Raw genomic sequence first — 13,771 nt, forward strand, 5'->3', positions numbered from 1 at the left:
GACGGGGACAGGAAGGATCGGGAGGGACGTCGGCAAGGATGAGCCGGCGTCGCTTCCCATGGCGCCGCCCAACCTGAACCTGGCCGATACTGAACGATGACAGACAGAGAGGATATCTGATGTTGACGCCCTATGACGAGTTTCCCGTCCACCAGGCATCCCGCCCCTTCAGCTTCATTCCATCGACCGACTATAGCTGGGACGACGGCTATTATTTCGGCGTGTTCAACCCGGACGAGGGCATTTTCATCGCCACCGGCGCGCGGGTCAATCCGAACACCGACATGTTCGGCGGCTACGCCTTTCTGAACGACAATGGCGTTCATTCGACCACCCGTTTCAATCGTGCCTGGCGCCGCAATTTCGACATCGCGATCGGTCCGTGGCGCGTGGAGTTCGTGGAACCGCTCAAGAAGATCCGTCTCGTGCTGGAAGACAATGGCAGCGGTCTGTCGTTCGACATCCTTTGGGAAGGTGTTTCGCCCGCTTTCCTGGAGGACCATCATTCGGCCGAAAATCGCGGTCGGCTGACCACGGATCAGACCCGCTATTCGCAGCCGGGCGTAGCCACTGGCTGGGCCGAGTATAAGGGCAAGCGCTACGAGATCACGCCCGACAAATGGTTTGCCGCGCGCGACCACAGCTGGGGGCTGTACGCCGAGCGGCCACCGCTCGCGCCGGTCGCCTCACTGCTGCCGCCCCGACAGAAATCAGGGCCGCAGCGCGCGATGCGTTGGTGGAACTGCTTCGTGGCGGGCGACTATAGCGGCTTCTACCACCTGCACGAAACGCCTGAGGGCGTGCAGGCGAAGATGAATGACGTCTTCGGGACGCCGCTGGGCGGGCATGTGTTCAAGGGCTGGGACAGCGAGGCGCTGCATTTCACCTCCGCCCGGCACGAGATGCGCTTTGCCGAGGGCACCCGCATGCTGACCGGCGCGACCATGCATCTGGAAGATGACCGGGGCGGCAAATGGCGGATCGACTATGATGTCGCCGCGCCGCCATGGATGGGCCAGACGATGGGCTATCACCCCGGCAGCTGGAAGGATGGCGGCACCTTCTTCACCTATCATGGGTCGGAGGAACTGGCGATCGAATGGGACACGTTCGACTGGTCGGAGCAACCTTTCACCTACACGCCCTACAAGGTCACGGGGGAACAGATGGCGACCAATTTCGGCGAGGGCACCGGCGTTGAGGACAAGGGCAATGACGGCAAAAAGACCCACGGCGTCGAATATCTGATGCGGGTGACGCTGCACGCGCCCGACGGTTCGGTCCATCGCGGCGCCGCGCAGGTCGAGATGTTCATCAACGGCCGCTATGATCCCTATGGGTTCGAATGAGGCTGGGGCTGGATGACAAGGTTGCGCTCGTGTCCGGCGGCAGCGCCGGCATGGGGCGCGCCATCGCGCTGGAACTGGCTGAGGAAGGCGCGGCCGTCATGGTCGTCGCGCGGCGGGAGGACCCGCTGCGCGATACCGTCGCTGAAATAGAGAAATGGGGCGGACGCGCCGCCTGGATCAGCGCGGACATGACGGTGGAAGCCGACATCCGCCGCGTCGTGGCGGAAACGCGTGCGACGTTTGGCGACCCGGACATCGTCATCGGAAATGTCCGGTCGGTGCTGCGCTATAGTTTCGACGACGCATCCTATGATGATTTCCGACAGAGCAATGAACAGGTCGTTCTGTCGCTGGCGATGCTGGCGCGGGAAACCTATCCGGCGATGCAGCGGAAGGGCTTTGGCCGCTTCGTCAATCTGGGGTCGGTCTGTTCCAAGGAACCGCACCGCTTCTTCGACATCGTGCTGTCCAACACCTATCGCGTCGCGGCGGTGGGCCTGGCGCGCAGCCTGTCCAACGAACTGGCGCCGCATGGCATCACGGTCAACACCATCGCCCCCGGCAGCATCGCCACTGGCCTGAATGAGGAAACGCAGGGCGGCGGAGAAGAGGCGCGTCCCCGGCGCGAGGACCCGCCGGTGATCCAGATTGGCCGGCACGGACGCCCGGACGAAGTATCGGGGCTGGTCGCGTTCCTCTGTTCGGAGCGGGCGAGCTATATCACCGGGCAGACGATCGCCGTCGACGGCGGCTGGACGCGCGGCCTGTTTTGAGGAGGGAAGGAACGGCATGACCCCGCAGGAAATGCTCGCCCGAGAGGCGATCCGCTACACGATCGAACTTTACAACAAGGCGGCGGACAACGCGCAATATGAGCTGCACCATCAGGTCTTTCATCCCGACGCCCTGTTCGAAGTGCAGGGCAAGGGCGAACTGAAGGGCCCCGAGGCGATCATCGCGATGCTCCACCCCGCGGCCAAACGGCGCGGCGCGTTCGAGAGCGGGAAGTTCCAGCGCCACAACCTGACCACGACGATGATCGAGTTCACCGGACCGGACAGTGCGAAGGTCGTGACCTATATCATCGTCGTGACGGAACTCGGCATCGATCACAGCGGCCGCTATGATGACGAGTTCGTACGGAGCGGGGATCGCTGGCTGATCATGCGGCGGCGCGCGACGATGGAATGGGCAAGGCCGGATTCGCGCTTCACCCGGTGGCTGGGGCAGGCTACCCCCTTAGCGAGCGAAAGCGAATAGCGATCGCCGCCGGGCGACAGCAGGAGGAGGTCGAGATGGAAGTGACCCGCTATCCGGAGTTCGGCTGCTATGCCCTGCCCGGCCATATTTCCGATCCCACCGCCGCGATTGGCGAGATACGCGATGCCGAACGGCTGGGCTTCGGGTCGGTCTGGATTTCGGAGCGGTTCGCGGCAAAAAATGCCGACGTCCTGTCGGGCGCTGCGGCGATGCTGTCACCCTCCATGGGAATCGCGGCCGGGCTGATCCAGAATCTGCCGCTGCGCCACCCGATCGTCGCCGCTGGCTATGCCGCGACCATGGCGAAGCTGACCGGCGACCGGTTCGCGCTGGGCATCGGGCGCGGAACCGACAGTTTTGCGGACGCGAGCGGGACGCCACGGGTGAATTTCCGCATCATGGAGGATTATATCACGATCCTGCGCCAGCTGTGGCGCGGGGAGGCGGTGAATTATGAGGGGCGGCTGGGGACGATCCGGGGTCTGCGCCTGGGCGTCGACCTGCCGACGACGCCGCCGATCATCTGCGCGGCGATGGGCGAAAAGACGCTGAAATGGGCCGGGCGCCACGCCGACGGGGTCGTTTTCAATTCGCTGTGGACGCCGCAGGCGGTCGAACGGTCGGCAAGGCTGGTGCGGCAGGGCGCGGAGGAAGCCGGGCGCGATCCCGCTTCGGTGCGGATCTGGACGATCCTGGTCACCGCCTGCGATGTGCCGGAGGAGGCGATGCTCAACTATGTCGTCCGCCGCATGAACACCTATATTCTGTTCCCCGGCATGTTCGACGCGATCTGCGACGCCAATGGCTGGGACAAGGCGGAGGCGGTGCGCCTGCGCGAGGCTCTCGCCCGGTTCGACAGTAATCGCCCAGCGGGCACGATGGGCGACGAGAGCACCACCCGGGACATCGACCAGTTGCGCGCGATGGCGGACCTTTATCCCCGAAGCTGGATCGAGGACGGCAATGCCGTCGGCTCCGGCTGGGACGGTGCGAACGCTGCCCTCGCCCGGCTGGCCGCAGGTGCCGACGGCATCCTGTTCCACGGCAGCGCGCCTGCCGAAATGGTGGGGGTGCTGCGGGCCTGGCAGGACATCCGCCCCGCCAGCCTGGCGATGCGTCCGGTCAATCCCGGGCTCTGAACGTCCTGGCGCTGGCGCGCGCCGATCCTAGAGCAGAATCCGACCCGATTGCATCAGATCGGCTGCTCTAGACCTTTGTTTTGCCGCGTTTTCCGAGTCAGCAGATGATTCTATCTGCTTAGAAAACGCTCTAATGTGCGGCCGGCGCGTCGATCGTCAGCATCGCCACCAGCATGGCGGCGACCTCCTCCATCCGGGGCGGCGGCGGGGGATCGCCCCCCGGCAGCAGCAGCTTGCGGTTGGCGATGAAGTCGATGCAGCAGCGCCCGAAAGCCCGTAGCCGCATCTTCCAGCTTTCGTCCGACAGCTGGCCGGCATGGCGGCGAAGGGCAGCATAGATGCGGTGGGTGACGGGCGCGGTCGATGCCGAATCCTGCCACAGGCTGCCCTCCACATCATAATGGAGCAGGGCATAGAGAAAGCGCCCATAGGCCGCCAGTTCATGGCGGTCCTCACTCAGCAGCAGCGGCTCCAGAATGGCGAGCACCAGCAGATGCGGGGACGCCGTTTCCGGCGCCGCACCGCGCGCATCCAGAAAGACCTGTCGCAACCGGTCGACATGAGGGCGACGATATTCGAGGACAGCGCGGATCAGGCCGTTCCGGTCACCGAAATGATATTGGGCGGCGAACTTGTTGCGATGCCCCGCCGCCTCCGAAATGTCGCGCAACGAGGCGGCGGCGATCCCCTGCTCGCCGAACGCCCGTTCCGCTTCGAGGATGAGCCTCCTCTTCGCGTCGGGGAGATCGGGTACGGCGGCAGGGGTCGCCTTCATGCAGTCAACTTCAGCTTTCAGGTTCGACATGGCCGTTGATGGTCCGCTCGAAACAGCCGTAGCCGGGCACCGAGCCGTTGAGCATCAACCCCACCGACTGTTCGGCAAGAACCAGCGTGGGTTTGCCTTCGGTCGGGTAGACGCCAACATATTGGTCGTTGGGCGAGGTCAGCGACAGATAGGAGTCGGTCTGATATTCCGTCGTCTGGATGTCCAGCGTGCCATTTTCATAGTGGAGCCGGAAGCTGACCGGATCATGATCCTGCGCAGCATTGTCGCACCGCCAGGGCAGTTCCAGGCGCGCTGGGTACAGCTTGTCGCCTTCATAGACCGCCGCTTCGGAAAACACGACCTTGCCGTTGCTGCGGGTCATCGCGTCGAACAGCAGGAAGCTGATGCCGTTCTCGAAATAGCCCTGATGCCACTGGTGGTTGAGCAGATCCTTGTTATCGCGCGGGCCGAGCGAATGATCGCGATTGGCGATCGTGTCGATCTCGTAGACGTCGTCGCCCACCTGGATCGTGCCGGTGACGCGGCCGATCTGCTCGATATGCCCGGCCGGCAGGAAGTCCTGCGTGCCGCCGACCTTGTGCAGATCCCACACATCGGCGTTGGACTCGAAGGTCAGCGCGACCTTCATCGGCGTGCGCGGGCCTTCGGCAACCAGCGCGTCCTTCATGCCCATCGACGGTACGCGGCGAATGCCACCGTTATAACGGTAGGTGAGTTTCGCGCCCGGCTCGACGATGCGGATGGCGTAATGCGGGCCGCCCGGTCCGTCCTCGGCGGAATTGGCGTTGCCGATCGCGCGCGATGCGGCCACCGTGCCATCGGGCAGGCGCACCACTACCGTTTCGCGGAACATCTCCAGATCCTTGCGCCAACGGCCGCAATGCATCCAGAAACCGACACCGGCCTTGGGGTCCTGCCCGGCCAGCAGGAAATTCTCGCTCCAGTTGGGCGTGTCAGGGAACTCACCCTGCCATGGATAGTCGTTGACGGGTACGTGGGGCATGGATTTGCCTTTCTGTTTCTTTGATGATCAGCTGATGTCGACCGCCAGCCGGGTGAGGCGCAGCGTGGCGATGCGCCAGTCCCCGCCGATGCGGCGATAGGTTTCGTGATAATGGCCATGGCCCCGCATTTCGCGGAAGGGCGCCCCTTCCGGCGCGCGGATTATGTCGGCCATCGCCCAGATGCCGGACGCATTTTCATCATCGATGATCGTGATCTCGGGCATGTAACCCTGGTGGATCGACACTGTCGCATCCAGCGCGCCGCGCAGGAAGGCGACCGCTTCATCGGCGCCGCGCACCGGCGGTTCCGCATAGCTGTCGTCGATCTTGCTGGGCGCCAGACCGCCGCGCACGTCCAAGATCACGTCATCGGTGAACAGGGTGCGCAACCCCGCCCAGTCCTTCCCGTCCATGAAGCGGAAATAGCGCGCCTTGAGCAGGCGGATCTGTTCGATCGCGTCGGACATTGCCGTCATCTCCTCCAGAGTCAGAAAGAATCGAGGACGTCGTAATCGTCGATCGCGGTGCCCATGCGCTTCAGGAATTCCACGGTCGTGCGCACCGGCTGCATGTCGGGCATGTCGCCGGTCGGGCACATGGTGATGGTCCAGAAGGCGAAAGCGGTCATCAGCTGCTGACGGACGTTGAGGAACGCGTCGTCGAAGTCGATCTTCGGCACGCCGTGCCGCTCCATCTCGCTGATATAGATGCGCAGCAGGTCAAGATGCCATTCGCGGCGCTGCTCGACCGTCAGCGCGGTCGTGGTCGAAAAGACGAAGTCGCGCGACCAGTGGCCGATCGTGGTGAGCTGCCAGTCGTGCAGGCCCATGCGGTCGTCGGGCAGGATGAACCAGTTTTTGAGGTGCACGTCGCTGTGGATCAGCGTGTGGGGCAGTTCGTTATGGCGCGCGACCGACTTTTCGGTCGCCGGCCATACTTCAGCCCGCCGCGCCACGAGCCGGGCGGGCAGATGCTCCTCGACGGCCTCGAAACCCTTGTCGCAGAAATCCGGAAAGTCCGGCGCGCCTTTCATCTGGTTCGCCCACCAGACCGGCCAGGTCGTGAACGGCAGCGCCGCCGTGCCCAGCGCTTCGCTCTGGTAGAAACGGCTGTGAAAGCCAGCGAGCGTGACGGCCATCTGCTCCGCCTGCTGACGGGTCAGCGTCGTCCGCTCGTCGGGGAAGCGCACGCCCTGCGCCATGTCATCCATCATGATGAGATAGGCGAAGCTTTGCGGGTCGAAGCGGGCGTAGCGCGCCTTCGGCGTGGGAATGCTCAATTGCGGCTGGACCAGATTGTAGAAGTCCGCCTCGGCCCGGGCGGTGTCGGACACGCCGAGCACGATCCGGTTTTCCAGCGACTCGGCCGCCTTGCAGAAGACGGTCGCGGGCAGGCCTGCCGCCTCCCCCGCCGCATTGTAGGAAAGGAAGATGCGCCGACGGTTCGACGACCCGTCATCGCGCTCGTCGAAGGAGAAGTTGGCCACCTGCGCGCCAGGCACATCGGCGCACAGAACATCGTCGAGCCATTCGCGGGTGATGGACATATAGGAAGGCGGCACTTCGTCCGCACGCGTAACCGGGCGGTCATGCACCTCCGACTGATACACCTGGCGCACCTGCTCCGCACTAACCTGCATCTCATCTCTCCGCGACGCTGAACTTTCACTGCGACGGCGACTTAAGGCATAGGCCTTAAACCTGTCAAGCCTGCGTCAGGTTCGGCCGAAGCGTTCGAAGCTGGCGCGGGCCTGCTCACTGTCGCAGGCGGCGCTGAACAGCCGGTTCGCATGTCGGTCGGCCTCTTCGCCCAGCCGCTCCACGGCGAAATAGTCCTTGACCGCAGCCACCTGATCAACGGGCAAGGCGGCGAGCCGTTCGGCGATCGCGATGGCTTCGCGCGCGGGGTCTTCGGCGACCAGATCGACCAGCCCCGCCTCGGCAGCCTCCGCGCCGGACAGCGTTTCGATGCCGAAAGACAGGCGCCGCGCCCGCGTCCGCCCGACGCGGATCGTCACGGCTTCCAGACCCCAGGCGGGGAAAAGGCCGATCTGAACCTCCGGCAGGCTCCATTTGGCATCGGCGGTGCTGACCACGATGTCGCAGGCGGCAGCGAAGGTCAGGCCGCCGCCGATCGCGAAGCCGTGGACCGCGGCGATGACCGGGCGGGGGTGCGCAGTGAGGGCGCGCGCAAGCCGCCCGCAGTCAGCCTCGAACGCGGACCGCTCCAGCATGCTCATCCCGGCCAGGGCGGTGAGGTCGCTGCCGGCGCAAAAGCCCCTGCCCTCGCCCAGGACGACGATCGCACCGGTCGCCTGCCCTTCCGCGGAGCCGAGCAGGTCGAGGACGCCGTCGACCATGGAAACCGACATGGCGTTCCGCTGCTCAGGCCGCGACAGGCGCAAAAGGATTATGCCGCCCGGTCCGGAATGGGTTTCGACTCTTATGGCCTGGCTCATCATCACTCTCCCACGCGATCGGGCATGTCGATGTGCCTTCCTAGCCGACGAAACGTTATTCAGGAAAGGAGCGGCCGGGGCACGACATCTCAGGCGCAGACAGAGAAACGCGATGCAAATGATGCACCGACACTTGCCTGACGTCGTTGAAACACGGCCGCGCGGGGCGGGTCAATCTTCCGGCGCGATGGTCACGCGCAGACCGTCCAACGAGTCGCTGAACGGCAACTGGCAGGAGAGGCGACTATGTTCATTCCGATGATCCGAACTGTCGAGCAGGTCGTTTTCATCATCGCTGATCGTCGGCAAGCTGTCCGCGAAAGACGGATCGACATACACATGGCAGGTGGCGCAGGAACAGCAGCCACCGCACAGCGCGAGAAGTTCGTCGAACCCGTTGTCGCGAAGAAGTTCCATCACCGACAGGCCGTCCTGCGCCTCGATCGTCTGCTCTTCGCCTGATCGGTTGACCACGGTCAACTTTGCCATTTACCCGATCCCTCCAATTTTCCCACCCCCGTAAAGATCGCATGGTTCAAAAGCAACTCGCATCGTATGCTAAAGAACCATTTTCAAAGTGCGACCCATGCCGGTCCGGCCCGGAGCCTCGGTTCCGGCTTGATCGCGGCGACAGGTCCTGCAATGGCGGGCCTGCGAACAACAAGCTTAGCGCGCGCTATCGCGCCAGGAGAGGCAAAGGGTGGATAATCCGACGCATGTGACCGGGGATCATACCGGGATCGCGTTTCCGGTCAGCTTTGCGGTGCTGGAGGAAGGCGGCGCGTCCGCCCTGACGACGCTGTTCCGGCAGATGGAGGCGATCAGCGCCGATAATGCAGTGACCGCCATCGTCCGTTGGAAGGAATTTTTCGGCGGCGGCATGGGGCGCAAGGTCGCTATCGACGTGACCTATGCGCGGGACGAAGGCGCGCCGACCCGGCTGTTCGCCAAGTTCACGCGGGAATTTGGCGATCCGTTGCGCGAGCTGTTTTCGCCGGTGATGGACCCGGAGGTGCGCTTCGCCCTGCTTTCGCGCCGCCCCGGCTTTCCGCTGCGGGTGCCGCGCTGCATGTTCGGGGACTATAGCGCCGAGTTCAAGACCGGCCTGCTGATCACTGAGCGCATCCCCTATGGATTGGAAGGGATCGAGCCGGCGCTGGAAAAATGCGTCGATTATGAACTGGCGGACCCGCTGCCTTATTATGAAGCGCAGGCGCGCGCGATCGCGGCGCTCGCCGCCTATCACCGCGCCGGCCATTTCGGCGACGAGATCGACCAGGAGTTCCCGTTCAACCCCGCCGACGACGCGTTGCTGAAGGTCATTCCCTATGACCAGGCGCAGTTGCAGACCAAGCTTGAGAAGCTGAAGGATTTCGCCGCGCGCGCGCCGCAACTGCTGCCCGATGGCCTCGCCGATCCCGCCTTCCTGGACGAATTCGCGGCGGGCGCGGCGCAGGTGCTGGCGAAGGAGGAAACGATCTGGCGGCGCCTCTACGCGCGCAGGGACGCGATCGCGCTGGTCCACTGGAACATGAACCCGGACAATGCCTGGTTCTGGCGCGATGAAGATGGCGTGATGCAGTCGGGCCAGCTCGATTGGGGCGGCGTGGCGCAGGCCAATATCGCCCAATCCTATTATGGCATGCTGTGCGCGGGCGAAGCGGACTTCCTGGCGCGGCATGACGCGGACCTGCAGGCACTGCTGCTGTCCGAATATGAACGGCAGGGAGGGCCGAAGCTGGATGCGGCCGCGTTCGACGAGGATCTGAAGCTCGCGATCGCGGTGCTGGGCACCGCCTGGATGCTGGACGCGCCGTCGCTGCTGGAGGCGGAGCTGCCGGACTATGCGGACCTCACCGACCGTACCGACCCCCGCCTGCGCGCCCTGTTCATCCCGCGCTGCCAGTTGCAGCTGCTCACCGTCTTCCTGTCGGAATGGCGGCGCAAGAATATCGGCGAGACGGTCGACCGGCTTCCCGGCTGACCGCCCTTCCCCGCTTTACTTGCGACCGGGCCGGAACAGGATGGTCAGCAGAAACAGGACGGTCTTGACGTTCAGCAGCTTCAGCGCAGCGCGCGCCTGATCGGGGGTGAGCACCGCGCGCACGGGCAGCGTGCCCATGATCTGGCCTTCGATCAGCAGATTGTTGCCGTCGGGCGACATCTTCTCGACCGTCATCAGGCTGTCATTGTCTTTGGTCAGCAGTTCCATCATCAATCCTCTCTGCCCTGGGGCCAGGTAGCTCAATAGTTGGTGAAGCCGGCTTTCAGGTCGATGCCGAGCTTCTGGTAGATCTTCATCGCCGAAGCACGGCCGCCCAGAGTGGCAAGGCCACCCGGATGGGTCGTGCAGCCAGTCAGGAACAGGCCGTCGATCCCAGGTATCTGATATTGCGACAGTTCGGGCGTTGGCCGCGCGCCCATCAACTGGTCGGCGGTCATCGCGATGCCCATGATGTCGCCGCGCCGCATGATGCGGCTGTGGCGGTCATGATCTTCCGGACATTCGATCAGCCGTCCGAGGACCTTCGACCGGTCGATATTCCTGGTGAACTTGCAGAACCAGTCGAACAGCGCATCGCCCGCGCGCTGCTTGTCGACCGCCCAGCCTTCCTTCGTCTCATAGGGGGCGAAGCAATAGAGATAGAGGGCGGTCATGCCGTCGGGCGCCCGGCTGGGGTCGAAATTGCTTTGCGGTCCGCCCAGCGGTTGCAGCACGTCATAGGGAAATTCGTTGCGCCGATAGGCCTCGAAAGGCTTCATGAAATTGTCCCAGTCGGGCTCCATGCATTCGACCAGGATTGCTTCGTCATAGGCTTCACCGCCGATCCACTGGATGCGTTCGGACAGCGCGATCTGCTGGTTGATGGCACCATATTCGGACAGCTTGACCGCCGCCGCGCGCTCCGCGATCCCCTTGTCAATGCCGGGAACCATTCGGCCCATGTCCCAGGGGTGAAGGTTGGCGACCACCGCCTTGCGCGCGCGGATTTCCTCGCCGGTATCGGTGATCACGCCGTCGATCCGGCCGCCGCCGCCGATAAATTGTTCGACCGTGACGCCGGTGCGCAGTTCGCCGCCATGATGCTTGAGGCAGGCGATCAGGGCGTTGGTAACGCTTTTCGCGCCGCCGACGACGGTCGCCATGCGGTACTTATGCCCCAGCCCCAGGATCAGATACATGGTGAGGCCGGTGCCCGGATAATCGGGCGCGCTCATCACCTCCGACGCCCATTTCGCCATATGCACCTTCACATGCGGCGATTCGAAGCGCGCGTTGAGGAAGTCGATGACATTGCCTTCCAGCTCGGCGCGGATCTTTCGACCCTTGGCGCTGTCGTTGAGCAGGCGCATGAAGCCGTCATGCGGCATGGGCGGCATGAAGAAGCCCCGCGACAGCAGCGGCAGCAGTTCGTTCGCTTCCTCGACCAGCTGGGTATAGGCGCGCGCGTCCCGCTCCGAAAAACGGGCGATTTCCTTCACCGCCCGGTCGAAGTCGGTGTAGCTGATCAGCCCCTCCCCATTGGGATAGAGCGACGCGAAGGGCGCCGGCGCATAGGCAAATTCCAGGCCGAAGCGCGTTTCCAGCTCCAGCTCATTATCCTTGAGCGCCGGGTTGGCGAGCAGCATGAGATAGCCCATGGCGTGGCTGTCATGGGTGAAGCGCGGATCGGTATGCACCGACACGACGCCGCCGCCGCATTGTTCCTCGCGCTCCAGCACCAGCACCGACAGGCCGGCCTTGGCGAGATAGCAGGCGGTGGTCAGCGAGTTGCTGCCCGCGCCGACAACGACGAAATCATAGGCCATTGGCGTTTCCTCTCACAGCAGCGGGCAGCAGTTGCGCGACGACCGTGCGCTTGAGCTGCTCGCGGAAATAGATGTTCGAGCCGGCCGCCTGCGACATGCGCTCGATAAAGGGACGGCCCGCAATGGCCGTCACGATCGCGCCGTTGAAGGCGAAGAACAGCAGGTCGGGATCGGGCGCATCCTCGCCCGTGCAGCAGGCCGACGCGATCAGGGGCGCCAACAGATCGTGGATCGGCTTGACCAGCTTCTGGAAAACATAGTCGCTCTGTTCATTCTGCCGCACCAGTTCGCTGAGCACGAATTTGGCGATCTGCGGATTGTCGCAGGTGACATCGACCAGATGCGATACGGCGTCGATCACCGCCCGGTCCGCGCCTTCACTCACGATCGCCCTGGCGGGGGCAAGGGCGGAAAGCAGTTGATCGGCGAGGGTATCGACCGCCGCGCGCCACAGATCGGCCTTCGACCCGAACTGATGCTTGATCAGCGCCGGATCGACGCCCGCCTGCGCAGCGATGTGCCGAACGCCGGCGCCTTCAAAGCCCTGGGTCGCGAACGCCTCCAACGCCACCGCCAGCAACCGTTCGGCACCGGTTTGGCTGTTGGTATCGGCGGCATTACGCCTAGGTCGGCCACGCGCGCGGGGGGTGGAAGGCGATGATGACATGCCTTCCTTTTAATTCAACGATCGTTGATTATCAACCCTGTCTATACAGCTAAATCAGTCCGCTGTTGCATTGGCTGGAACGAGTGACTGGCGCTTGAGCGCACCCAGGATCAACACGCTGGTTACGATGATCCAAAGGCCGAAAATGCTGAGCGGAATCCAGAAGACGAACAGACCGTTCCAGGCGAAGGGACCGGTACGCGGAATGAAGCCGAAGGCGCCCAGTTCGAACATGATCGCGGTCCAGATGGTCAAATAGCCGAACCAGCGGGGGAAAGGCGACAGCGCATCCTGTCGGCCCATGAGCGACACGACCGCGATCGCGACAAACTGGAAGATATAATATTGGTCGGTCGTCACCAGTGTCAGATTGGCCAGCTCATGAATGGCAAGCGTGATCTCCGCCGGGCGATCGGGGCTGAAGGCCGCCACGCCCCAGATCAGAGGCGGGAAGACCAGAAACATCGACATGAGGCAGCCGCCGCACAGCTGCAGGACGGACCAGATCGGCCAACCCTGTTCGATGCGCCGCATCTGGACGGCGATGACCAGCGCCAGCGGCACCATGAACGCGGCGACCCAGCTGCAGATGACGCCGCCGATGCGGATGCTGACGCTGTTTTCGCGATAGATGGCGGCGACCTGCTCCGCGTTCAGCGACGCAGGCGGCAACGGCACCATTTTGATGAGGAACACGAAACAGAGCATGAAGGTGACCATCATCAATAGAGCCCACCAGATCAGCGCACGCTGTGCATTGATCGAAACCGACATACTTCCCCCCTCAACTGTTTCATTGTTGTTACACTGCCGAGGCCAGCATTTTCAGGCTGGCCACAAGCAGATATTCATCAGTTGCTGATTATACCTTCTCGGGCAAAGCGCAAGCCATGATCAGCGGATGCCAGGCGCCACATAGATGGAGATGCAAGCGAGGCGCAGGGCGTCTATCATGGCTGGCAGTGTCACGCCGCGGGGGGAAATATAAGTATGCCTGCGTACCAATGAGCATATCGACTTGCGACCGCGACAAATTGACATATCTGGCACCTGGTGCCATTGGAGCACGATCATTCTGAAGACGGCATAATACCGCCAGGGCCATCGAGCGCAGAAATCGGATTTGGGAGGGGTGAGGATTGAGCAAGCTCGATCAGAAGATATGCGCCTGGCGCGGGCCTTTCTGCGCCGCGACGCTGGGCGCGGGGCTGCTGATGTCGGGCTTCTTGGCGCCCCCTGCCCCCAACCTTTCGGTGGGCGCGATCGCCATCGGCGCGCTGAGCGACAAGCGCCCCGA

At 63.6% G+C, this 13,771-nt stretch carries 16 protein-coding genes; 5 read left to right on the plus strand and 11 right to left on the minus strand.

Annotation, left to right across the window (positions count from 1 at the left end; genetic code table 11):
* Positions 1-119 precede the first annotated feature (119 nt).
* Genes K663_RS17265 through K663_RS17280 form a run of 4 tightly spaced genes read left to right on the plus strand, consistent with a single transcriptional unit; the run spans position 120 to position 3,748 of the window.
* The gene (locus tag K663_RS17265) at positions 120-1,349 is read left to right on the plus strand and encodes a hypothetical protein (RefSeq protein WP_062121299.1); all 1,230 of its coding nucleotides are present in this window, start codon (positions 120-122) and stop codon (positions 1,347-1,349) included.
* Positions 1,346-2,122 (plus strand): SDR family NAD(P)-dependent oxidoreductase, encoded by a 777-nt coding sequence (locus K663_RS17270; RefSeq protein ID WP_062121300.1) that lies wholly within the window; start codon positions 1,346-1,348, stop codon positions 2,120-2,122. The genes K663_RS17265 and K663_RS17270 overlap by 4 nt, the downstream gene beginning before the upstream one ends.
* Before the next feature lie 16 nt (positions 2,123-2,138).
* Positions 2,139-2,609, plus strand: coding sequence for a nuclear transport factor 2 family protein (locus K663_RS17275; protein WP_062121301.1), 471 nt, complete (start codon positions 2,139-2,141; stop codon positions 2,607-2,609).
* A 35-nt stretch (positions 2,610-2,644) separates the two neighbouring features.
* Positions 2,645-3,748, plus strand: a complete 1,104-nt coding sequence (locus K663_RS17280; protein ID WP_062121302.1) for a TIGR03857 family LLM class F420-dependent oxidoreductase — start codon at positions 2,645-2,647, stop codon at positions 3,746-3,748.
* A 130-nt stretch (positions 3,749-3,878) separates the two neighbouring features.
* Here the strand turns inward: K663_RS17280 and K663_RS17285 are convergent, their stop codons facing one another.
* The 6 genes from K663_RS17285 to K663_RS17310 form a co-directional block, all read right to left on the minus strand.
* Positions 3,879-4,523 carry a TetR family transcriptional regulator gene (locus K663_RS17285; protein WP_062121303.1) on the minus strand — a complete coding sequence of 215 codons (645 nt, stop codon included), beginning with the start codon at positions 4,521-4,523 and terminating at the stop codon, positions 3,879-3,881.
* A gap of 10 nt (positions 4,524-4,533) precedes the next feature.
* Complete coding sequence (locus tag K663_RS17290; protein ID WP_062121304.1) at positions 4,534-5,538, minus strand: hypothetical protein; 1,005 nt, start codon at positions 5,536-5,538, stop codon at positions 4,534-4,536.
* A gap of 27 nt (positions 5,539-5,565) precedes the next feature.
* Positions 5,566-6,006, minus strand: a complete 441-nt coding sequence (locus K663_RS17295) for a nuclear transport factor 2 family protein (RefSeq protein ID WP_062121648.1) — start codon at positions 6,004-6,006, stop codon at positions 5,566-5,568.
* Positions 6,007-6,026: 20 nt separating this feature from the next.
* A complete protein-coding gene (locus tag K663_RS17300; RefSeq protein ID WP_062121305.1) occupies positions 6,027-7,178 on the minus strand; it encodes an aminoglycoside phosphotransferase family protein in 1,152 nt (383 codons plus the stop codon).
* Between the two features lie 75 nt (positions 7,179-7,253).
* A complete protein-coding gene (locus K663_RS17305; RefSeq protein WP_062121306.1) occupies positions 7,254-8,000 on the minus strand; it encodes an enoyl-CoA hydratase/isomerase family protein in 747 nt (248 codons plus the stop codon).
* Positions 8,001-8,168: 168 nt separating this feature from the next.
* Complete coding sequence (locus K663_RS17310) at positions 8,169-8,486, minus strand: 2Fe-2S iron-sulfur cluster-binding protein (protein ID WP_062121307.1); 318 nt, start codon at positions 8,484-8,486, stop codon at positions 8,169-8,171.
* A gap of 211 nt (positions 8,487-8,697) precedes the next feature.
* Here K663_RS17310 and K663_RS17315 point away from each other — a divergent pair, with 211 nt between their 5' ends.
* Complete coding sequence (locus K663_RS17315) at positions 8,698-9,981, plus strand: hypothetical protein (protein ID WP_062121308.1); 1,284 nt, start codon at positions 8,698-8,700, stop codon at positions 9,979-9,981.
* Positions 9,982-9,996: 15 nt separating this feature from the next.
* Here K663_RS17315 and K663_RS17320 read toward each other — a convergent pair whose 3' ends face one another.
* The 5 genes from K663_RS17320 to K663_RS25100 all read right to left on the minus strand — a co-directional run bounded on the left by K663_RS17320 (position 9,997) and on the right by K663_RS25100 (position 13,762).
* Positions 9,997-10,212 (minus strand): hypothetical protein, encoded by a 216-nt coding sequence (locus K663_RS17320; protein ID WP_062121309.1) that lies wholly within the window; start codon positions 10,210-10,212, stop codon positions 9,997-9,999.
* A gap of 29 nt (positions 10,213-10,241) precedes the next feature.
* On the minus strand, positions 10,242-11,807 hold the full coding sequence (locus K663_RS17325) for a phytoene desaturase family protein (RefSeq protein WP_062121310.1): 1,566 nt from the start codon (positions 11,805-11,807) through the stop codon (positions 10,242-10,244).
* Positions 11,797-12,474 (minus strand): TetR/AcrR family transcriptional regulator, encoded by a 678-nt coding sequence (locus tag K663_RS17330; RefSeq protein WP_062121311.1) that lies wholly within the window; start codon positions 12,472-12,474, stop codon positions 11,797-11,799. Before K663_RS17330 ends, K663_RS17325 begins: the two co-directional genes overlap by 11 nt.
* A 54-nt stretch (positions 12,475-12,528) precedes the next feature.
* Positions 12,529-13,248: a hypothetical protein gene (locus K663_RS17335; protein ID WP_062121312.1), complete on the minus strand. Its 720-nt coding sequence runs from the start codon at positions 13,246-13,248 to the stop codon at positions 12,529-12,531.
* Between the two features lie 379 nt (positions 13,249-13,627).
* Positions 13,628-13,762 carry a hypothetical protein gene (locus K663_RS25100; RefSeq protein ID WP_256382211.1) on the minus strand — a complete coding sequence of 45 codons (135 nt, stop codon included), beginning with the start codon at positions 13,760-13,762 and terminating at the stop codon, positions 13,628-13,630.
* Positions 13,763-13,771 lie beyond the last annotated feature (9 nt).

The sequence above is a fragment of the Sphingobium sp. MI1205 genome (assembly GCF_001563285.1).
Classification (GTDB): domain Bacteria; phylum Pseudomonadota; class Alphaproteobacteria; order Sphingomonadales; family Sphingomonadaceae; genus Sphingobium.